This is a genomic window from Phenylobacterium sp., from assembly GCF_016793285.1.
Taxonomy (GTDB): Bacteria; Pseudomonadota; Alphaproteobacteria; order Caulobacterales; family Caulobacteraceae; genus Phenylobacterium.
On sequence record NZ_JAEUMO010000039.1, the window covers coordinates 1 to 20,197 of the forward strand.

The following is a 20,197-nucleotide window of genomic DNA, read 5'->3' on the forward strand; positions in this document are numbered from 1 at the left end:
ATCGCGGCGTCGGTGGGGCGGCGCACCTCGCCGTAGAGGCTGAAGATCGGAATGCCGTGGACCGGATCGGCGAAGTCCGGGCTCTCGACCATGTTGTCCTGCTTGTCGCCGCGCAGGCCGTGCTGGGGGCCGAAGGCGGCGGTGAGCTTCAGGTCCGGGAGCGCGGCCAGGGCGTCCAGCGCGTGCGTCAGATCCGCGGTGACCGAGGCCGGATGGGCCAGCAGCGCGATGCGCCTGCCGGCCAGCGACCGGCGCAGGTCAGGGTCCGCGACGAGGCGGTCGATGCCGAATCTCATGGGGCCGAAACTGCGGGAAGTTCGACGGCGAATCCATCGGCGTGGTGGAAGTCGGGCCTGCTGCCGGCCGGGTGACGAACCGCCCAGTAGGAAATCCGGCCCGACGTCTCCTCGATCACGGCGGCGAGGCTGAGCAGGCCGGTCGCCTCCGCCAGTTCGAGCCGGGCCCGCAGTTCGAGCCGCCCGCCCGAGCGGTCGACCTCGATCGCCGGCGGGGCGATCTCGGCGGCGCGCATGCCGCGCCGGTAGCCGTCGAACCGGTAGGCGGCCCACGCCGTCGACGGCGCCAGGTTGTACTCGGTGTAGCCCCGACCGGCGGCGTCGGCGGCGAAGGCTTCGAGGCAGGTGTGGCGCCAGAGGTCGTCGGTGCGGACCGGGGGGGCGGGCGGCGGGAGCGCGACGGCGTCGATATCGCCTTCGACGACATAGCGGACCGCGAGCGCCGAGGCGCCCGCGTAGCTCACGTCGACCGCCACCGCGCGGACGGCCTCGCAGGGGAAATCAGGGTGGCGGATCAGGTGGACGCGCATGGCCCGATGCTAACGCTCCCGCCCCGCCGCGTCAGCGCCGGCGGACCTGGCCGGTCCCGCGCTTGACCGGCGCAGGCGCAGCACTAACATGTCAGCGCTGAAGACGAGGGGGCGCCGATGGCCGGGTTCAACGGGCTGGGCATGCACATGGGCGTGCTGTCGCGCCTCAGCGACGCCAGGAGCCGCTCCATCAGCCCCGAGAACTTCGACGGCGCGAAGGGCGGCGGGGGGCGGGCGAGCCAGGGGACGGGCGCGGCCTTCGCCGAGGCCGGCGGGCTCGGCTGCGGCTGGAAGATCAGCCCGTCGATCTTCATCGAGCCCGGGGAAACCTTCACCCTGGCCGAGATCGACGGACCGGGCGCGATCCAGCAGATCTGGATGACGCTGGCGCTGGGCAAGTGGCGCCACTCGATCATCCGCATGTACTGGGACGGCCAGGAGCAGCCGAGCGTCGAATGCCCGGCCGGCGACTTCTTCGCCAACGGCTGGGAGGAATATGCGCGCGTCGACAGCCTGGCGGTGTGCGTGAACCCGGGCCGCGCCTTCAACTGCTACTGGGAGATGCCCTTCCGGAAGACGGCGAAGATCACGATAACCAACGTCGGGATCGACCGGCTCTACGTCTACTACCAGATCAACTACACGCTCACGGAAGTCCCGGAGGACTGCGCCTACTTCCACGCCCAGTTCCGGCGCACCAATCCCCTGCCCTATGGCGAGGTCTACACGATCGTCGACGGCGTCGCCGGACGCGGCCAGTTCGTCGGGACCTACATGGCCTGGGGGGGCAACAACACCGGCTGGTGGGGCGAGGGCGAGATCAAGTTCTTCATGGACGGCGACGGCGAGTTCCCGACCATCTGCGGCACGGGGACCGAGGACTACTTCTGCGGGGCCTACGACTTCGATCCGGCGATCATGGAGAAGGAAAAGTACGGCAAGTCGTTCTACGAGACGTTCAACAGTCCCTATGCCGGCCTGCCGCAGGTGATCCGCCCCGACGGCGCCTACCGGAGCCAGCAGCGGTTCGGGCTGTACCGCTGGCACGTGATGGACCCGGTGCGGTTCCAGGCGGACCTCAAGGTGACGATCCAGGCGCTGGGCTGGCGGCCGCGCAAGCAGCGCGCCTACCTGCCGCTGCAGGACGACATCGCCTCGGTCGCCTTCTGGTATCAGACGCTGCCGACGGCGCCGTTCCCGGAACTGCCGCACCGCAACTATCTGGAAGTGATCTGATGTCGGACGGCGTCGCCCCGCGCGCTTCTCCGGTCATCCGCCTGCATCCGCTGGACAACGTGGCGATCGCCGCCCGCCGCCTGCCGAAGGGCGTCGTCGCGGGCCGCGAAGGGGTGGTGACGCTCGAGCCGGTCCCCGCCGGCCACAAGGTCGCCACGGCCGCGATCCCCGCCGGCCGGCCGGTGCTGAAGTACGGCCAGGTGATCGGGGCGGCCACGCAGGACATCGCCGCCGGCGCCCACGTCCACTCGCACAACCTGGCGGTCAGCGACCTGCGCCTCGGGGCCGAGGCGCGCGCGCCGGAGCCGCGGCGCGAGCCGGCGCGCGCATTCCGGGGATACCGCCGCGACGACGGGCGGGTCGGCGTGCGCAACTACGTCGGCATCCTCACCTCGGTGAACTGCTCGGCCACGGTCGCGCGGCTGATCGCGCGGGAGGCGGAGCGCTCGGGGATGCTGGACGCCTTCCCGAACGTCGACGGCGTGGCGCCGATCACCCACACCTCGGGCTGCGGTATGGCGGGTTCCGGCGAAGGCTTCGACATGCTCCGGCGCACGCTCTGGGGCACGGCCGCGAACCCCAACTTCGGGGCGATCATGCTGGTGGGCCTGGGGTGCGAGGTGATCCAGACCGGCAGGTTCGCCAGGGAGTTCGGCCTGGCCGGCCGCGAGACCTTCCAGGCGTTCACGATCCAGGACGTCGGCGGCACGCGCAGGGCCGTCGAGCAGGGCCTGGAGCGGCTGGCCGAGATGCTGCCGCTGGCCGACCGGGCGCGACGGACCGAGTGCCCGGCGTCCGAACTGGTGCTGGGCCTGCAGTGCGGCGGCTCGGACGGGTGGTCGGGCGTGACCTCGAACCCGGCGCTGGGCGACGCGGTCGACCGGCTGGTGGCGCTGGGCGGCACGGCGATGCTGTCGGAGACGCCCGAGATCTACGGCGCCGAGCACCTGCTCTACGCCCGTGCCGTCAGCGACGACGTGTCGGCCAAGCTGCGCCGGCGGCTTGCCTGGTGGGAGGAGTACACCGCTCGCCACGGCGCCGAGATGGACAACAACCCTTCCCCCGGCAACAAGGCCGGCGGCCTGACGACCATCCTGGAGAAGTCGCTCGGCGCGGTCGCGAAATCGGGTTCGTCGCCGCTCACCGACGTGATCGAGTACGCCGAGCCGCTGCGCTCGAAGGGCCTCGTGTTCATGGACAGCCCCGGCTTCGATCCCTGCTCGGCCACGGGCCAGGTGGCCTCGGGCGCGACGATGATCGCCTTCACCACCGGTCGCGGCTCGGCCTTCGGCTGCCGGCCCAGCCCGTCGATCAAGCTCTCCTCCAACACCGACATCTACCTGCGCATGACCGAGGACATAGATGTCGACTGCGGCGCCATCGGCAGCGGCGAGGCGCAGATCGCCGACAAGGGCGCCGAGATCCTCGAGCGCCTGCTGGCGGTCGCGTCGGGCCAGCCGAGCAAGAGCGAGGCCCTGGGCTATGGCGGCGAGGAGTTCGTCCCGTGGCTCATCGGCGCGACGATGTAGCGCCCGCCCCGAAGCGGCTGGAGCGCGCTGCGTGAGTCGGGAATCAAGCCGCGCGCTCCAGATTCTTGATTTCGCATCGTTGTCGCCGAAAACCGGCGGCCACCTTTCGGCACGATGCTCTAACGCGCGACGGCGGGCATGGCGACGCCGGCCAGATGCAGGATCAGCGGCGCCAGGAAGGCGATCAGGCTGAGCACCAGGCCCACCAGCAGCACCCGGTAGGCGTAGCCCAGCAGCTTGTACTTCTTCCGGGCGAGCACCGTGCCGTTCTGGTAGATGTCGCGCGCCATCGCCTCGTAGGTAGTCCGCGTGTCGCCGCAGATCTCCAGCAGCATCGCGACATAGTCGTCTTCGTTCTCCTGGGTGAACGACCCGAAGAAGAGGACGTTGGCAGGCCCGTTCGGCCGCGGCGGCGCCTTCACGGCCGGCAGCACCGCCATCACGGTCAGCAGGGCGGCGATGAACGCCGTGCCCCCCAGCACGATCACCGCCAGCGGCGTGGCGGCGCCGCGCGCCTGGCCGATCGAGATGGTGAAGATCACGAAGGTGATGCCGAGCAGCATGCTGGCCTTCTGATCGGCCATCTGGCTCAACTGGTACTGGATCGTCTGCGTCGTGCGCAGCAGGTGGATGGCGTCGTTCGAGAACGTCCGCCGCGTTTCCTGTCCAGGCGCCAGTTCCGTGTCACGCATTCGCGCCGCCCCCCAGCGGCATCCCGTCAGTATAGCCCCAAAGTCGGCAACTTGGCCCACCCCACGCCGTCACGCCAATCGCGCCGCCGCGGGAAGTCCCCATATTGAGTACCGTTCACCCAACACGTTCGGTGTGCCGCCGGTGAATCATCCTAATCTCGCAGCGCGAAAAGGGGATTTGTCCAGTATGCGTTCGCGGATGTCGGACCGCACTGGCGCGGCCATCCGTAAGCTCCGACTTGCGCGTGGCTGGAGCCTGGCGGTGCTGAGCGACCAGAGTGGCGTGCCGATCTCGACGCTGTCGCGCGTCGAGCTGGGCCAGAACGCCCTGAACTACGACAAACTCGTCCGCCTGTGCCGCGCCCTCGAGGTCGATCTCGAAGGACTCGTGACCCGCGAGGCGGAGACCTCCGTGGCCGCGTCGGGTCGCCGGTCGGTCACCCGCGCGGGTGAAGGTCCCGGCGCCCGCGCCGGGGGCAACACCGGGCGCCGCTCCGCCTCGGACCTGCTGTCCAAGGGCCTTTCGCCGCTCCTGCTCGACGTCACGGCCCGCACGCTGGAGGCGCACGGTCCCCTCGCCGTCCATGAGGGCGAGGCGTATGCGTTCGTCGTCGCCGGCGAGGTCGAGTTCCACAGCCATCTCTATGCGCCGCTGCCGCTGACCGTCGGCGACTCCGTCTACTTCGACGCCGGGGCCGGCTATGCGCTGCTCGCCCCCGACCTTCCGGCCAGGGTGCTGTTGATCGCGTCCGGCGAGACCGCCTTCGGGCCCTGAGACCGCTTCCCCGGGCCCGACGCGGCGACGCTCAGAGCAGGTCGCCGCCGCAGGCGCCGGCCGTCGTGCCCGTGGCCTGGAAGGCCTTGATGACATTGCGGCCGACGGTCCAGCGGTGGACCTCGTCCGGGCCGTCCACGAGGCGTTGCGAGCGGATGTGGGTATACCACGCGGCCAGCGGGGTATCGCGGCTGTAGCCGAGCGCGCCGTGCAACTGGATGGCCGTGTCGACCACATGATGCACCATGTGGGCGAGGTAGACCTTGGCGATGGAGTTCTCCTGCCGAAGGTCCGCGCCCTTCTCCGCCTTGTAGGCGATGTGCAGCAGCATGAGGCGGGCGATGTAGAGTTGGCTCGCGCACTCGGCCATCATGAACTGCACGGCTTGGCGCTTGTGCAGCGGGCTGCCGAAGGTCTCGCGGCTGGTGATGTGCGCCGCGGCCAGGTCCAGAGCGCGCTGGGCCATGGCGACGTTGTGCATGCCGTGCCGCAGGCGTCCGTAGGCCAGGCGGTGCTGGCCCATGTTGAAGCCGTTGCCTACGCCGCCCACGATGTTCTCGGCCGGGACCACGAGGTCCTTGATCTCGATCTCGGAGTGGCCGCCGCCCATGATGTGGCTGAGCGGACCCTCGGCGGCCATCGTCGGGATGTCGCGCTTGATCCTGTAGCCGGGGTTCGGCAGCTCGACGATGAAGGTCGAGAACTGCTGGTGGCGCGGGCCTTCCGTGTCGGTCCGGGCCATGACGAGCGCCAGGTCGGCGGCCGAGGCCGCGGAGGAGAACCACTTCTCGCCGTTCAGCACGTAGTTCTCGTTGCCGTCGGGCACCGCGGTGGTGCGCATGCCGGTGGCGTCGGCGCCGGCGGCCTTCTCGGTCATCGAGTAGCAGACGCGCTTCTCGCCGTTCAGCAGCGGCTTGAGGAACTTCTCCTTCTGGTGCTCGGTGCCGTGGGCGATGAGCGTGAGGATCGTGGCGTCGTCGGGCCCCTGCGAGTTCATGGAGAGGGCGCCGATGTAGCTCTCGCCCAGTTCCATCTGCACCAGGGCGTTGGCCAGCGGGCCCAGCCCCATGCCGCCGTATTCCTTGGGTACGAAGGGCATCCACAGGCCCTGGGCGCGGGCCTTGGTCCGCAGCTCGCCGAGGACCTTCTCGAAACTGGCCTTGTCCTTGATCTTCTCCTGGGCCGGGATGCACTCGTCATGCACCCACTGGCGCACCTTCTCGCGGACGGCCTTGGCCTCGGCGGGAATCTCGAAGTCGATGGACATGGCGCGCCCTTCCCTACTGGTTCTTCTAAAAACCGCAGGGTGAGGCCCCTCCGTGGCGGCAGGCAAGCGCGAATGCGGGCTTGCCCCCGGTCAGGTCGAGCGACGCGGCGTCATCCGCCGTGCGGAAGCCTCCGGCGGAGGGCTACTGCAGCGCCTCTTCCGTGGCTTCCATCTCGTCGCGGATCCAGTCGTGGCCGCTGGTGACCATCACGCCTTCGATGGCGCTGATGTGGCCGCGCAGACGGTCGCGGATGTCCTGCGGCACGTCGGGGCGCGCCGCGACGTAGCGGGCGAGCTGATGGACCGCGAAGGCGGTGTGAAGGGCGAGGCGATCACGATCCTCGTCGGAGAGCTTCATGTGCGGGCTCCGTGCTGACAGGCGTCACGCTAACGCGCATCCGGGCCAAGTGGAAACCGTTCGGCGACAAAGGATGCGCGCCGGCCAACGCGCGGGCCCGCCGCACATGCCCTCTGGCGTCCGAGGCGCGGCGTGCGCCAGAGTGAGGACAAACGAGGAAACGCCGCCGTGAGTTCAGATCCCGATGCGCGCGCCGAGGCGCTGCTCGACCAGATGACGCTCGACGAGCAGATCGGCCTGCTCTCGGGACACATGCCGAGCGTGCTCAAACCCCGGCCCGAAGGGATCCAGCGCAGCGCCGGCTGGGTGCCGGGGCTCAGGCGCCTGGGCATTCCCGACCTGTTCGAGACCGACGCGAGCCTGGGCGTCTCGGCCGCGGGCCGACGCGACGACCAGGCGACCGCCCTGCCCTCCGGCCTCGCGCTGGCGTCGAGCTGGAGCCCCGAGCTGGCCGAGGAGGCCGGCGCGATGATCGCCGGCGAGGCGCGGGCGAAAGGCTTCAACTGCCTGCTGGCCGGCGGCGTGAACCTGACCCGCGAGCCGCGCAACGGGCGGAACTTCGAGTACCTGGGTGAGGATCCGCTGCTGGCCGGCGTGCTCTGCGGCGCGTCGATCAGGGGCATCCAGGCCCGGCACATCGTCTCGACGATCAAGCACTTCGCGCTGAACAGCCAGGAGACGGGCCGGATGGTGATGTCCGCCCACCTGGACGAGGCGGCGTTCCGCGAGAGCGACCTGCTGGCCTTCCAGATCGCCATCGAGGCCGGCCAGCCCGGCTCGGTGATGTGCGCCTACAACCGCGTCGACGGGACCTACGCCTCGGAGAACGCCTGGCTGCTGACCGACGTGCTGCGCGGAGACTGGGGCTACAAGGGCTGGGTGATGTCGGACTGGGGCGCGGTGCATTCCGCGGCGCCGGCCGCGAACGCAGGGCTGGACCAGCAGTCGGGCCGCGAGTTCGACGTGCAGCCGTTCTTCGTCGGGCCGCTGAAGGACGCCGTGGTGGCGGGCGAGGTCCCGACGGCGCGGATCCGCGAGATGGCGCACCGCTACCTGCGCTCGATGCTGGCCTGCGGGGTATTCGAGCATCCGGTGAGCAACGGTACGCCCGACCTCGCCGCGGGGGCGGCGGTGACCCGCAGGGCCGCCGAGGCCGGGGTCGTGCTGCTGAAGAACGACGGCCTGCTGCCCCTGGAGGGCGTGCGCAGGATCGCCGTGATCGGCGGCAAGGCGGACATCGGCGTGATGTCGGGCGGCGGGTCCAGCCAGGTGGTCCCGCAGGGCTCGACGCGGTTCGATCCGCCGCCGGGCGCGCCGCGCTGGACGGCCGGGGTCATCTACCAGCCCGACCCGCCGCTGGAGGCGATCCGGGCGCGGGCGGCCAACGTGCAGGTGGCGTTCGACGACGGCGCAGACCCGGCGCGCGCCGCGAAACTGGCCGCCGAGAGCGACGTCGCCATCGTCTTCGCCGTGGAGTGGGCGACCGAGGCGGTGGACACCACGCTGGTGCTTCCCGACGGCCAGGACGCCCTGATCGCCGCGGTGGCCGCCGCCAACCGACGGACGGTGGTGGCGCTCGAGACGGGGAACCCCGTCTTCATGCCGTGGCTCGGCGATGTCGGGGCCGTGGTCGAGGCCTGGTATCCGGGATCAGAGGGCGGGAAGGCGATCGCCGCGGTGCTGTTCGGCGACGTGAACCCGGCGGGGCGGTTGCCGATCACCTTCCCGGCTTCGACCGAGGCGCTGGCGCACAAGGCTCTGCCCGGCGGGGACCTGCCCATCGTCAACGACCGCGGCGACACCCCGCCCTTCGACGTGGACTATGTGGAGGGCGCCGACGTCGGCTACCGCTGGTACGCGCGGACGGGCGCCCGGCCCCTGTTCCCGTTCGGCTTCGGACTCTCCTACACGACGTTCCGGTACGCGAACCTGGCGATGGATGGCCTGGCCGCCAGCTTCGACGTGACCAACGCCGGGGCGCGCACCGGGATCGAGGTGGCCCAGCTCTACCTGACCGGGGCGCCGGGGCGGGACGGCCAGCGTCTGCTGGGCTGGGCGCGGGTGGCCCTGGAGCCGGGCGAGACGCGGCGCGTGACGGTGGACGCGAACCCGCGCCTGCTGGCCGACTGGAGCCTCGAGGCGCGCGCCTTCGTCATCGCCGGCGGCGAGTACCGCGTCGCGGTGGGGCCGGATGCGGCGACGCGGGTGCTGGAGGGCGCAACGACGCTGCTGGGCGGGCGGGTGGACTGACCGTCTCCCGGTCGTCGTCCGGGGCTCGTTCGCGGGATGACGTTCAAGAGGACGAATCTACCCTAAATGGCGCCTCAGCCAGGCGATGGTCTCGCCGACCGCCTGGTCGAAGCCCGCGCCCTGGTAGACGTCGAAGTGGCCGCCCGGCACATGGATCAGCTTCCTGGGCTCGCCAGCGCGGGCGAACGCGGCTTCCGCGTGGGCGGTCGGCGTGACCGTGTCGTCGGTCGCCACGATCATCAGCAGCGGCCGCGGCGCGACCTGCGCGATCCACCAGCCGGGCTCGTAGCCGCGGACGGCCTCGAAGGACGACAGCGTCACCTCGTTCCTCCACGTCGCGCCGCCGGTGCGGGCGAAGTAGGCGTGGCCGTCGTCGCCCGGCAGCGCGGCGACGCCGCCGTCGGGGGCGGTGACCGGGATCATGGTCGCCGGGGCGCCGGCCTGGCGGGACTCGCGCTCGGCGAAGAGCGCCGAGACGAACTCGTCGTGGTCCTCGCGAAGCGCCAGCAGCGCCGAGCCCGAGATGAACGGCGCCTGCGAGATCACGCAGGAGACCCGCGGGTCCAGCGCCGCCGCCTGCAGCACATGGCCGCCCGAGAAGCTGGAGCCCCAGAGCGCGACGCGGGCGGGATGCACGGCGGGCAGGGTGCGGACGAAGCCGACCGCGTCGCGGTAGCCGCGCAGTTGCCGCGCCGGGTCGACCTCCTGCCGCGGCTCGCCGTCCGAAGCGCCGAAGCCGGCGTGGTCGTAGGCGAAGACGTGGAACCCCGCCGCCGCGAAGGCGCGCGCCTGCGGCTCGAGTTGCGCGGCCACGGCCGAGAAGCCGTGCGCCATCACCACCACCGGCCGCTGGCCCGAAGCGGACGCCGGATAGAACCGGCCGCGGAGGGTCGCGCCCTCCGACACGAAGGTCAGGTCGTCGGCCATGGTTTCCTCTCCGCAAGCCGCGGATACCGAGGAAACCTCACTTTCGGATGCCGCGCACCAGCAAGGACGCCGCAGCCGGGTCAGCGGCGCGGCATGACGACGTAGAGAACGGCCGCCAGCCCGATCGGAGCCAGGGACCAGGCGATCTCCGACGGCTTGCCCGACGCGATCAGCACCAGCGCCGCCGCGCAGGCGAGCGCAGCCGTCAGCCCGGCCGCGGCCCGGCGCGCGATCGGCTGGCCCCGCATCACGCGCAGCAGCGACAGGGCCGCCAGCAGGTAGGTGTAGAGGCTCAGCAGCGAGACGACGTTGATCAGCGTCGAGAACTGCTCGGCGAGGTTCGGCGCCGCGGTGAGGAAGGCGGTGACGGTCATCAGGCCGCCCGCAGTCACCAGATTGATGGTCGAGGCATGCTCGCCGGGGCGGGTGCGGAACAGGCGCGGAAAGATACCGCCGTCGGCGGCCGTGCGCGTGGTCTCCGCCATGATCAGGCTCCAGCTCGCCAGGCAGCCGGTGGCGCGCACGGCGGCGCAGATGGCGATCAGCGCGCCCAGGCCCGCGCCGAGGGCGGCCCGCGCCGCGTCGGCGAACGGCGCCGTGGATCCAGCGAGCTGGGCCGCGGGCAGCAGGCCCATGACCGCGACGCTCGCAGCGATGTAGAGCGCCGCGGTTCCCAGCACGCCCAGCAGCGTGGCTCGCGGCACGTTGCGGGCCGGGTCGCGGACCACCGCGGCGGCCGCCGCCGCCGACTCCAGGCCGAGAAACGCCCAGAAGCAGCTCAGCGCCGAGCTTCGCAGCGCCTCGCCCAGCGGCGCGCCATGCGGGTTCCAGGACGCCTGAAACACCTCCGGCCGGAAGAAGAGGCCGCCGAGCGCGGCGATCAGCAGCACGGGCGCCAGGCCCGCGGCGAGCGTCAGCCCCTCGATGCGCGCGGTGAGCCGCGGCCCGCCCCATGCGCCGAGCACCCCGGCCCAGATGACCGCGATGGTCACGGCCAGGCGCGCGCCCGGCGGCTGCAGCGCTGGGAAGACGAAGCCGATCGCGCCGGCGGCGGCCAGCGCGAGCGGAACCATCCCGACCCAGACCGACACCCAGAACAGCACCACCGTCTGCGTGCCGAAGAACCGCCCGAGCCCGGCGCGGACATAGTCGCCGAGGCCCCTCGCCTCGGGCGCCAGGATCGCCAGCCAGATGAACACGCCCGCGATCGCCAGCGCCGCCAGTCCCGCCGCAAACCATCCGAGGATCGAGATCGAGCCCGTCGCCGCCAGCGTCGCCGGAAGGAGGTAGACCCCCGATCCGATCATCGACCCGGCGACCAGCGCCGCCGCGCCCAGAACGCCGATCCTGCCGTGTCGGTCCGCGACGCCGGAGGTCTCGTTTGCGGCAGCCATGGCAGTCCCCCCGCGGCGAGGCTGCCTTACTCCCGCCATCAGCCGCAAGCTCACTCGCCCCAGCTACGCTTGACTCTATTTTTTACGGGCGTAATCTCGCGCTTAGCCTACGGATGTAAGATGTCGAAGATTTCGGGCGCGGAAAGCCAGATCATGGAAGCCCTCTGGGCCAACGGCCAGATGACGGCGGACGAGATCGTGCAGGCGGTCGGTCCGCAGCAGAGCTGGGGCGAGGCCACGGTCAAGACGCTCATCAACCGCCTGCTGAAGAAGAAGGCCCTGGCGTCGGAGCGCACCGGCGGGCGGGCGATCTACCGCGTGCTGGTCAGCCGCGAGGACTACGTCACCGGCGAGAGCCAGGGCCTGCTGGACCGCCTGTTCGGCGGCCAGGTCGCCCCGCTGGTCGCCCACTACGCCCAACACCGCGCGCTTTCGGCCGAAGAGGTCGCCCGACTGAAGAAGCTCATCGCGGAGTTCGAGTCCGATGACGACTGAGGAACTGCTGGCGGGCCTGATCCGGGTCAATCTGGTGGGCGGCCTGGCCGTCCTGGCGGTGCTGGCCCTGCGCATCCCGTTCCGCCGCATGTTCGGGCCCGAGCTGGCCTACGGCCTGTGGGCCGCGCCGCCGCTGGCCGCCTTCGCCACCCTGCTGCCCGCCCGCACCGAGGATGGCGCGGACGCCCGCAGCTTCATCGCCGCCACAGTCGCGGACCAGTCCGGCGCGCTGCTGGTCCTGTGGATCGTGGGCTTCGCGGCCGTGTTCGCCGGCCTGGCGCTCGCGCAGAAGCGGTTCATGGACGCCGTGAAGCGCGGGACCGCGGGGCCCTCGGTCGTGGGCGTGATCGCGCCCCGGATCGTGATGCCGGGCGACGACGGGACCTACAGCGAGGAAGAGCGCGCGCTGATCCGCGCCCACGAGCGCGAGCACGTCAGCCGCATGGACCCGCGCGCCGGCGCGCTGGCCTCGGCGCTGCAGGCGCTGTGCTGGTTCAACCCGCTCGTCCACCTGGGCGCGCACGTCCTGCGCCTGGACCAGGAACTGGCGTGCGACGCCGCCGTGCTGCGCCGCCGGCCCAGCGCACGCGCGCTCTACGCCCGCACCCTGCTGAAGACCCAACTGGCGAGCCAGCCCCTGCCCTTCGGCTGCTACTGGCCGGCGTGCGGACCGCATCCTCTGGAAGTCCGCATCGGCCTGCTGCGGGCGCCGCACAACGACAACTATGGCCTGACGGGTTCCTGCCTGATCGCGGCCGGCCTGATCGTGATGGCCTACATGGGCTGGCGGCTGAACCCGCCGGTGCCGCCCCCGGCCCCGATGGTGGAGCTTTGGCGGCTCAACACCGGCCCGACGATGTCGGTGATGCTGGTGCCCGCGCCCGGCAAGGCCGTCTAGCCGCCCCGACGAGGAGACGATCCGATGCCCTACCCGCTCGCCCGGGCGCGAAGGGCGCCGTGACCGCCGCGCTGCTGGTCTGCGCCGACGCCACGGGACGAGCCCTGAGCTGGGTTCCGGCATGCGCGGGGATGAGCGGGGGTGTGGGGATGAGCGGGTGGCGCTTGACACCACGTCTTACACCTGTAGCGTCCGAGGGAGATTACGGGGGTAAGATGTCCAGGATCTCCGGGGCCGAGAGCCAGATCATGGAGGCCCTCTGGAACGAGGAGCCTCTCACCGCGGAAGAGATCATCGCCAAGGTGGGCCCGGCCAACGCGTGGGGCGAGGCCACCGTCAAGACGCTCATCAACCGGCTGCTGAAGAAGAAGGCGCTGATCTCGGCGCGTTCGGGCGGCCGCGCGCTCTACCGCACCCTGGTCAGCCGCGAGGAGTACGTGACCGGCGAGAGCCAGGGCCTGCTGGACCGGCTGTTCGGCGGCCAGATCGCGCCGCTCGTGGCCCACTATGCCCAGCACCGGGCGCTGTCGGCCGAGGAAGTCGCCCGCCTGAAGAGCCTGATCGCCGACCTCGAGGCCGACGATGAGTGACCTCGCCGCCGCCGTCCTGGGCCCGGAGCCGACGGCGAGCCTCGCGACCGCGTTCCTGGCGGCCAACGCCGTCGCGGCGGGCGCGGTGCTGGCTGTGGCGCCGGGCCGGCTGATCGTGCGGCGCATGTTCGGCCCGGCCGCGGCCTGCTCGCTCTGGTCGATCCCGCCGCTCGCGGCGCTGGCGAGCGTGCTGGTGACGCTGTCGCCGCCCGCCGGCGATGTGCTCTCGCCCGCGGCGGCGATCGCGGGCGGGCTGCCGAAGCCCGGACTGCTGCTCGCGGTGTGGGCCTCGGGGGCGATCGTGCTGGCCGCGGCCTTCGTCGCCGCCCAGGCGAGGTTCCTGGCCGAGGTCCGCGCCGGGCGCGGCGGGCCGGCCGTGGTGGGCCTGATCTCGCCGCGGATCGTGCTGCCGGCGCACCATGGCTACACGCCCGAGGAGCGCGAGCTGATCCGCGCCCACGAGCGGGCCCATGTGGCGCGCAAGGACCCGCGGGCCGCGGCGCTGGCGGCGCTGTTCCAGTGCCTCTGCTGGTTCAACCCGCTCGCGCACCTGGCCGCCTACCTGCTGCGCCTGGACCAGGAGCTCGCCTGCGACGCGGCGGTCGTGCTGCGGCGGCCGAACGCACGGGCGCTCTACGCGAAGACGCTGCTGAAGACCCAACTGGCCGCCACGCCGCTGCCGTTCGGCTGCTACTGGCCCGCGCGGAGCCGCCATCCGCTGGAGGTGCGCATCGCGCTCCTGAAGCCTGCGGCCAACAAGGGGCGCCCGTCGGGGACGTCGGTCGTGCTGGCCTCGATCGAGCCGATCCGGCCCTGAGGTTGACGCCGCGGGCGGTTGACCGCGCCCGCTGCGGCCTTAGCGTGCCGCCCGACAGATCAACGGGAGGACGTCGTGCCGGAAGCCATCCTCGAGCCCGAGCTGCCGATCGTCGACCCGCACCACCACCTGTGGGACCGGCGGAACTACGCCACGCCGCAGGTGGCCGAGCACCCCTTCATGACCGCCATCGAGCCCGCAAAGCGCTACCTGCTGGACGAGCTGATGGCCGACACGGGCTCGGGCCACAACGTCGTGGCCACCGTGTTCGTGGAGTGCGGGGCCTTCTACAGGGCCGGCGGGCCGGCCGAGATGCAGGTGGTCGGCGAGACCGAGTTCGTGAACGGCGTCGCGGCGATGAGCGCCAGCGGCCTCTACGGCGACTTCCGCGCCTGCGCCGGGATCGTGAGCCGCGCCGACCTGCTCCTGGGCGACGGCGTCAAGGCGGTGCTGGAGGCGCACGTCCGGGCCGGCGGCGGGCGGTTCCGCGGCATCCGGAACTCGGCGTCGTTCGACGCGGACAAGGATGTGCTGGGCCCGCTGAACCGGGTCGAGGCGGGGCTTTACCTGCGCGACGACTTCCGGGCCGGATTCAGGCACCTCGGCCAGATGGGCCTGACGTTCGACGCCTGGATGCTGGAGCCGCAGCTTCCGGACCTGATCGACCTCGCCCGCGCCTTCCCGGACACCACGATCGTCCTCGACCATGTGGGCACGCCCATCGGACGCGGCAGCTATGCCGGGAAGCTGGAGGAGCGCTTCCCGACCTGGAAGGCCAACATCCTGGAACTGGCCAGGTCGCCGAAGGTGAATGTGAAGCTGGGCGGGCTGGCCATGGCCTTCTGCAACTTCCCGTCCTTCCTGCAGGAGCCGCGGGCGCCGTCGCATGAGCTGGCCGACCAGTGGCGGCCCTACATCGAGACCTGCATCGAGGCCTTCGGCGCCGAGCGCTGCATGTTCGAGAGCAACTTCCCGGTCGACATGGGCAGTTGCAGCTACGCCACCCTCTGGAACGCCTTCAAGCACCTGGCGAAGGGCGCCTCGGTCGAGGAGAAGACGGCGCTGTTCTCCGGGACCGCGACCCGGGTCTACGGGCTTTCCCTCTCCTGATGGGGAGGGATCAGGGCTTCGCGCCGCTCCACTTCGGCGGCGGGGCGACGTAGCCGCGGAAGGCGTCCAGGACGGCCTCGGTGCTGTCGGCGTAGACCAGCATGTCGACGTAGGTCTGGCCGATGAAGCCGTTGTCGGCGGTGTGCTGGATGAGGTCGCGCAGGCGGTCGTAGTAGCCGGACACGTTTACGAAGCCGCACGGCTTGGCGTGGATGCCGAGCAGGGCCCACGTCCACTGCTCGAAGATCTCCTCGTAGGTGCCGGGGCCGCCCGGCAGGCAGAGGAAGCCGTCCGAGAGCTCGGCCATCTTCAGCTTCCGCTCGTGCATCGAGGCGACGACGTGGAGTTCGGACAACCCCCGGTGGGCGATCTCCTGGTCGACCAGGTCCTTCGGCATCACCCCCACGGCGCGGCCGCCGGCGGCCAGCGCCGCATCGGCCACGGCGCCCATCAGACCGACCCTGCCGCCGCCGTAGACCAGGGTCAGGCCGGCCTTCGCCAGCGCCGTCCCGCAGGCGAGCGCCGCTTCGAGGAACTTCGGATCCGTTCCGGGGGACGAACCGCAATAGACGCAGATGCTCTTCACGGATGACCTGGCGGCGGGGCTGTGGCGGAAGGGCCGCTCCCTTAGTCCGTTTGCTCTCGCGTGTCACGGGCGCTGGTGTTGCGCAAATTCCCTCGCTACAAAGTCTGCCACGGCTCGTCAGGGAGACTAGCCGGGCGTCGCCATGTGCGCGGCGTGGGACTTGGATTCTCGGTTAGGTTGCGACGACATGGCGAGCGGCACGGTTAAGTGGTTCAATACGGCGAAGGGCTTTGGCTTCATTCAGCCTGACGACGGTGGTTCGGACGTCTTCGTTCACATCTCGGCCCTGAACTCGGCAGGGCTCGACGCCCTGGGCGAAGGCGACAAGGTCGACTACGAACTCGAGCAGGATCGGCGTTCGGGCAAGCTGGCGGCGACGCAGATCGTGGTCACCGAGCAGGGCGTGCCCCAGCCCCGGCGAGCGGGCGGCGGCGGTGGCGGCTTCGGTGGCGGCGATCGCGGTGATCGCGGCGGCTACGGCGGCGGCGGTGGCTACGGCGGCGGCGGTCGTGACCGCGGCGGCTACGGCGGCGGCGGCGGTTTCGGCGGTGGCGGCGGCGGCGGTGGCCGTTCGCGCGGCGTCGTCTCGGGCTCGGGCTCGGGCGAAGTGAAGTGGTTCAACCCCACCAAGGGCTTCGGGTTCATCAAGCCCGAGGGCGGCGGCCAGGACATCTTCGTCCACATCTCGGCGGTCGAGCAGGCCGGCCTCTCCGGCCTGAACGAAGGCCAGCGGGTCCACTTCGACCTCGAACAGGATGGTCGCAGCGGCAAGACCTCCGCGACCAACCTCAAAGTCAGCGGCTAACGCCCTGAAAGCGGGCCCGTTTCGACGGGCCCGCCGTTGGCCGCGGTGAACCCGCGGCCGGCGGCGTGCGTTCCGAACGCTCGATCGAGGACGAACCCTCGTGTGGAGCGTGACGATGCGTCCCCTGCTGAGAGCGATCCTGTGCAGCCTGATCGCGGCGCCCGGCGCCGCGCTCGCCCAGGACATCCCCGACCCGGCGAACCCGCCGCCAACGCCGCTGGCGCTGGCCCCGCTTCCCGCGGTCGAACCCACCCGACCGACCCCCGAAGCCGTGACCAGCGCGCCCCCGCCCGCGCCCGTGGACGGCGCGCCCGCGCCGCGCCTCGCCACGCCGACCACCGTCGCGCCCGTGCTGGTGGAGAAGCAGCCCGACAAGACGGCCCAGGCCGTCGGCGGTCTCGCCGTCAGCGTCGCCGGGGGCGCAGCCGGCTCGGCGGTCGCCGGCCCTGTCGGCGGCTTCGTCGGCAAGCGCCTCGCCACCAGCCTGTTCGGCATCGGCAAGGACAAGGTCCCCGAGGTGCGGGCGATGTCGGCCGAAGAGGCGGCGGCTCAGGCTGCGGCCCAGCTCAGGCACGACGAAGCCGCCGCCCAGGCGCGGGAGAAGCAGGCGCGGGAGAAGAAGGTGGCCGACGCCCGCTAGTCTAGGGCGCCGCCGGGCTGCGCCGCGCCGTTCCGCCGGTCGGCAGCTTCGTCGCATAGGGTCCGAACCGCGGGTCCGGCCGCATGTAGTCGGTCGAGACGTACTGCGCGCCCGAGGCGAAGGCGGCGGCCTGGCGCGCCGTGTCGTTCGCGCGCGCCTCGTAGGTGTCGGCGTCGGCGCGGGTGCGCACGATGATCCCGGCCCGGACCGCCGCGGCGATGCGCGCCGAGAGTTCCTTGGGCTCGTTCAGGGTGATGTAGCCGGCGGCGGGGGACGTCTCGTCGATGTTGACGAAGGCCGCACGGCCCTCCAGCACCTTGCGGCCCTGGCGGTAGCGCGCGACCTGATCCGGCGGGCAGTCCAGCGCGAACATGACCCGCCCCCGGGCCTCCCTCAGTGTCGGCCAGCCACCCGCGGCGACGGCTTCGTGCAGCGTCGCGCGCCGGCCCTGCACCTGGTCGGGCGTGACCAGCGCGCTTTCCGGGAAGACCGAGCGGATCTCCCGGTCGATGCCGTCCATGGCGGCGGCGTCGAACAGCGGCGGCTTCACGGCGCCCGGAAGCGAGACGCCGTCTTCCTTCAGGTTGAGGATGATCAGGATCGGCACATGGTTCGGATGCGCCTTCGACCAGGCGCGGACACCGGTCAGGCAGGCCACGAAGGTGGCGCACACCGAGCGGTAGTCGACGTCGGGCGCATGGATGACCTTCAGGCCCGGGCCCTTCAGCGGGCCGAAGTCGTAGGGCACGGCCTTCGCCCCGGCGACCCTGTAGCCGAGCGGGGTGGCGTAGAGGCCGCCGGGCCCGGGGTCGTTGACCACGTCGATCTCCAGTTGCCGCGCCCCGGCGTCGAGCTGTTCCGGCAGCGGGCGGTGGCCGTAGTCGAGGGTCTCCGCCACCTTGGGGTTGGCGGCCCTGATGGTCGCGAACTCGTTGGGCGCGATGGCCATCTTGTAGCTGTTGTGCGTGCCGACCGCCTGGATGGCGTTCATCGGCAGGGCGTCCACGGCGGCGCGCGCGCAGCCTGCCTCCCCCGAGGGCGCCTCGAGGTCGCAGGTCGCCGAGACGGCGGCGGCGGCGAGCAGGGCGGCGATCATGCGGTCATCCTCGTGGGGCGGCGGCGGGACAGTACGACGACGTCCGGCTCCACGGAATGGCGACGGTGGGGCCTCCGATCAGCGAGGCCGTTCGCGGGTCGAACTCAACTTTTCCGATATTTCACTCGCCTTGCTATCGAAGGCTTAAGCCTGATCCTGCATAGTCGGTCCGCACAGTAACCTCCGCGTATCGGACTGCGCATGCCGCACGAACTCCACACCAGCAAACGCGACCTGATCGCGCGCGTCGCCACCCTCGAACTCCTGGTCGCGGACCTCGTCCACATCCTCTGGCAGGTCTCACCGCCCAGCATGCAGAAGCTGGCGGCCGACGCCCAGCACGACCTGGAAATCGGCCATACGAAGATCGCGCTGCCCGTCGGGGAGCACCAGCGCGACCGGCTCTACACCGTGCTGCGGACCCGCCAGCGCATGCTGAGCCGCAGCAAGACCGGCGCGCCGGTCGACTAGCCTGACGGTTCGACGCCGCCGGAGGCGCGCCGCATACGCGATCTTAAGGGCGTGTGCGTCAGGGTCGCCGGCAGGAGATCTGCTTGTCCGCACCGCACCGCTTCCTGGGCTTCGGCTTCGCCGCGGCCGACCTGCTTCTAGAGATCCGGCCCGACGGCAAGGTGGGCTTTGCCCTGGGCGCGGGCGAGGCCGTGCTGGGCGTGAGCGACACCAGGCTGGCCGGCCGCTCGTGGCGCAGCCTGTTCGACGCCGAGGATCACCCCATGATCGAGGCGCTGTTCACGGGCCTCGACAGCGGCATGCGCGCCGGGCCGGTGGTGGTGAGCGTCGTCGTGGGCCGCGGCGCCGCCGAACGGTTCGTCAGCGTCACCGCTATCCGCCTCGAACAGAACCAGGGCGCCATCTCGTGCGCGCTCAGCCGCGCCGCCGCCCGCGGCCGGACCGCCCTGCAGACCCGCGAGGCCTTCGAGGCGCGCGCCAGCGAGCTCGTCGCGGGCGCGGCGCAGGACCTCGAACTGGCCTTCGTCGAGCTGGCGGGCCTCTCCGCCACCGACGCGGCCGCCAAGGATCCGCAGCACGTCGAGGCGATGCTGACGGGCGCGCTGCGCGCCCAGGCCTATCGCGGCGAGGCGCCGACGCCCGTCGGTCCCGACCGGTACGCGCTGGTCCGCACACGCGAGGAGCCGACCGACGTGATCCTGTCGCGCGTGGCCCGCATTCTCGGCGCCAACGGCATCGAAGGCGTCGAGCCGGCGGCGAGGTCCGTGCCGATGACCGGCGTCGCGCGGCCGAAGCAGATGGCCCAGGCGCTGCGCTTCGCGCTGAACCAGGTGCTGGAGCACGGCCTGAAGCGGCCGCTGCCGGGCGACCTCGCCGAGGCGCTGGAGCGGGCGATGCGCGCCGCGCTCAGCAAGGCCGGCCAGTTGGGCGCCGCCATCCGCTACCGACGCTTCACCCTGGCGTTCCAGCCGGTGGTCGAGCTGGCCGACCGCGCGCTGCACCACCACGAGGTGCTGGTCCGCTTCGGCGCCGACGGCAGCCCCTTCCCGGCCATCCGCATGGCCGAGGAGATGGACCTGATCGAGCCGCTGGACATCGCGGTGCTCGAGGAGACGCTGGCGGTGCTCCAGCGCGATCCGGCGCTGATGCTGGCGGTGAACGTCTCGGGCCGCAGCCTGATGAGCGAGGCCTACGTCGCCCGCGCGGTCGCCATGCTGAAGGAGCGCCCGTGGGCGGCCGGGCGGCTGATGTTCGAGCTGACCGAGAGCGCGGCGGTCGAGGACCTGCCGACCGCCGACCGCCACATCCAGGCGCTGCGCACCGCCGGCTGCGAGGTGTGTCTCGACGACTTCGGCGCCGGCGCCGCCTCCCTGGCCTATCTGCAGCAGCTCACGCTCGATCTGCTCAAGATCGACGGCCGCTACATCCGCGACCT

General features: G+C 71.5%; 22 protein-coding genes and 1 pseudogene. 14 read left to right on the forward strand and 9 right to left on the reverse strand.

The window, feature by feature from the left end; translation table 11 throughout:
* Both JNL41_RS04540 and JNL41_RS04545 read right to left on the reverse strand, forming a co-directional pair.
* Positions 1-296, reverse strand: a 296-nt coding sequence (locus JNL41_RS04540; protein WP_293473085.1) for an exo-beta-N-acetylmuramidase NamZ domain-containing protein, incomplete at its 3' end; no start/stop codon positions are given.
* Entirely contained in the window at positions 293-826 is a 534-nt protein-coding gene (locus JNL41_RS04545) for a DOMON-like domain-containing protein (protein WP_293473086.1), read from the reverse strand. The genes JNL41_RS04540 and JNL41_RS04545, both read right to left, overlap by 4 nt.
* A 117-nt stretch (positions 827-943) precedes the next feature.
* Between JNL41_RS04545 and JNL41_RS04550 the strand changes: the two genes are divergently transcribed.
* Positions 944-2,062: a glycoside hydrolase family 172 protein gene (locus JNL41_RS04550; protein WP_293473087.1), complete on the forward strand. Its 1,119-nt coding sequence runs from the start codon at positions 944-946 to the stop codon at positions 2,060-2,062.
* Complete coding sequence (locus JNL41_RS04555; protein WP_293473088.1) at positions 2,062-3,591, forward strand: altronate dehydratase family protein; 1,530 nt, start codon at positions 2,062-2,064, stop codon at positions 3,589-3,591. The genes JNL41_RS04550 and JNL41_RS04555 overlap by 1 nt, the downstream gene beginning before the upstream one ends.
* A gap of 119 nt (positions 3,592-3,710) precedes the next feature.
* Here JNL41_RS04555 and JNL41_RS04560 read toward each other — a convergent pair whose 3' ends face one another.
* The gene (locus tag JNL41_RS04560; protein WP_293473089.1) at positions 3,711-4,283 is read right to left on the reverse strand and encodes a Pycsar system effector family protein; all 573 of its coding nucleotides are present in this window, start codon (positions 4,281-4,283) and stop codon (positions 3,711-3,713) included.
* A gap of 199 nt (positions 4,284-4,482) precedes the next feature.
* On the opposite strand from JNL41_RS04560, the gene JNL41_RS04565 reads away from it, so the two are divergent.
* Complete coding sequence (locus JNL41_RS04565) at positions 4,483-5,058, forward strand: XRE family transcriptional regulator (RefSeq protein ID WP_293473090.1); 576 nt, start codon at positions 4,483-4,485, stop codon at positions 5,056-5,058.
* A gap of 31 nt (positions 5,059-5,089) precedes the next feature.
* On the opposite strand, the gene JNL41_RS04570 is transcribed toward JNL41_RS04565, so the two are convergent.
* Together JNL41_RS04570 and JNL41_RS04575 are read right to left on the reverse strand one after the other, a co-directional pair.
* Positions 5,090-6,325 carry an acyl-CoA dehydrogenase family protein gene (locus JNL41_RS04570; RefSeq protein ID WP_293473091.1) on the reverse strand — a complete coding sequence of 412 codons (1,236 nt, stop codon included), beginning with the start codon at positions 6,323-6,325 and terminating at the stop codon, positions 5,090-5,092.
* Between the two features lie 142 nt (positions 6,326-6,467).
* On the reverse strand, positions 6,468-6,683 hold the full coding sequence (locus JNL41_RS04575; RefSeq protein WP_293473092.1) for a hypothetical protein: 216 nt from the start codon (positions 6,681-6,683) through the stop codon (positions 6,468-6,470).
* 168 nt (positions 6,684-6,851) lie between these two features.
* On the opposite strand from JNL41_RS04575, the gene JNL41_RS04580 reads away from it, so the two are divergent.
* Positions 6,852-8,933 (forward strand): glycoside hydrolase family 3 C-terminal domain-containing protein, encoded by a 2,082-nt coding sequence (locus JNL41_RS04580; protein ID WP_293473093.1) that lies wholly within the window; start codon positions 6,852-6,854, stop codon positions 8,931-8,933.
* A gap of 57 nt (positions 8,934-8,990) precedes the next feature.
* Here the strand turns inward: JNL41_RS04580 and JNL41_RS04585 are convergent, their stop codons facing one another.
* Together JNL41_RS04585 and JNL41_RS04590 are read right to left on the reverse strand one after the other, a co-directional pair.
* Positions 8,991-9,860, reverse strand: a complete 870-nt coding sequence (locus tag JNL41_RS04585; RefSeq protein WP_293473094.1) for an alpha/beta hydrolase — start codon at positions 9,858-9,860, stop codon at positions 8,991-8,993.
* Between the two features lie 80 nt (positions 9,861-9,940).
* On the reverse strand, positions 9,941-11,254 hold the full coding sequence (locus JNL41_RS04590) for an amino acid permease (RefSeq protein WP_293473095.1): 1,314 nt from the start codon (positions 11,252-11,254) through the stop codon (positions 9,941-9,943).
* A gap of 120 nt (positions 11,255-11,374) precedes the next feature.
* Between JNL41_RS04590 and JNL41_RS04595 the strand changes: the two genes are divergently transcribed.
* The 5 genes from JNL41_RS04595 to JNL41_RS04615 all read left to right on the forward strand — a co-directional run bounded on the left by JNL41_RS04595 (position 11,375) and on the right by JNL41_RS04615 (position 15,164).
* Positions 11,375-11,749, forward strand: a complete 375-nt coding sequence (locus JNL41_RS04595; protein WP_293473096.1) for a BlaI/MecI/CopY family transcriptional regulator — start codon at positions 11,375-11,377, stop codon at positions 11,747-11,749.
* Positions 11,739-12,647, forward strand: coding sequence for a M56 family metallopeptidase (locus JNL41_RS04600; RefSeq protein WP_293473097.1), 909 nt, complete (start codon positions 11,739-11,741; stop codon positions 12,645-12,647). The genes JNL41_RS04595 and JNL41_RS04600 overlap by 11 nt, the downstream gene beginning before the upstream one ends.
* Positions 12,648-12,862: 215 nt before the next feature.
* Positions 12,863-13,237, forward strand: coding sequence for a BlaI/MecI/CopY family transcriptional regulator (locus JNL41_RS04605; protein WP_293473098.1), 375 nt, complete (start codon positions 12,863-12,865; stop codon positions 13,235-13,237).
* Entirely contained in the window at positions 13,230-14,054 is an 825-nt protein-coding gene (locus JNL41_RS04610; protein WP_293473099.1) for a M56 family metallopeptidase, read from the forward strand. Before JNL41_RS04605 ends, JNL41_RS04610 begins: the two co-directional genes overlap by 8 nt.
* Positions 14,055-14,129: 75 nt before the next feature.
* Positions 14,130-15,164 carry an amidohydrolase family protein gene (locus JNL41_RS04615; protein WP_293473100.1) on the forward strand — a complete coding sequence of 345 codons (1,035 nt, stop codon included), beginning with the start codon at positions 14,130-14,132 and terminating at the stop codon, positions 15,162-15,164.
* Positions 15,165-15,174: 10 nt separating this feature from the next.
* Here JNL41_RS04615 and JNL41_RS04620 read toward each other — a convergent pair whose 3' ends face one another.
* A complete protein-coding gene (locus tag JNL41_RS04620; protein ID WP_293473101.1) occupies positions 15,175-15,750 on the reverse strand; it encodes a TIGR00730 family Rossman fold protein in 576 nt (191 codons plus the stop codon).
* 187 nt (positions 15,751-15,937) lie between these two features.
* On the opposite strand from JNL41_RS04620, the pseudogene JNL41_RS04625 reads away from it, so the two are divergent.
* The 3 genes and pseudogenes from JNL41_RS04625 to JNL41_RS04635 all read left to right on the forward strand — a co-directional run.
* Positions 15,938-16,135 (forward strand): annotated as a pseudogene (locus tag JNL41_RS04625) (cold-shock protein); the annotation flags it as partial.
* Between the two features lie 222 nt (positions 16,136-16,357).
* Positions 16,358-16,555, forward strand: coding sequence for a cold-shock protein (locus JNL41_RS04630; RefSeq protein ID WP_293473106.1), 198 nt, complete (start codon positions 16,358-16,360; stop codon positions 16,553-16,555).
* 115 nt (positions 16,556-16,670) lie between these two features.
* Positions 16,671-17,195: a hypothetical protein gene (locus tag JNL41_RS04635; RefSeq protein WP_293473102.1), complete on the forward strand. Its 525-nt coding sequence runs from the start codon at positions 16,671-16,673 to the stop codon at positions 17,193-17,195.
* Between the two features lies 1 nt (position 17,196).
* Here JNL41_RS04635 and JNL41_RS04640 read toward each other — a convergent pair whose 3' ends face one another.
* Positions 17,197-18,291 carry a phosphatidylinositol-specific phospholipase C1-like protein gene (locus JNL41_RS04640; RefSeq protein ID WP_293473103.1) on the reverse strand — a complete coding sequence of 365 codons (1,095 nt, stop codon included), beginning with the start codon at positions 18,289-18,291 and terminating at the stop codon, positions 17,197-17,199.
* 201 nt (positions 18,292-18,492) lie between these two features.
* On the opposite strand from JNL41_RS04640, the gene JNL41_RS04645 reads away from it, so the two are divergent.
* Positions 18,493-18,762: a hypothetical protein gene (locus JNL41_RS04645; protein ID WP_293473104.1), complete on the forward strand. Its 270-nt coding sequence runs from the start codon at positions 18,493-18,495 to the stop codon at positions 18,760-18,762.
* Between the two features lie 83 nt (positions 18,763-18,845).
* Positions 18,846-20,197: EAL domain-containing protein (locus tag JNL41_RS04650; RefSeq protein ID WP_293473105.1), on the forward strand; the 1,352-nt coding region annotated here is incomplete at its 3' end.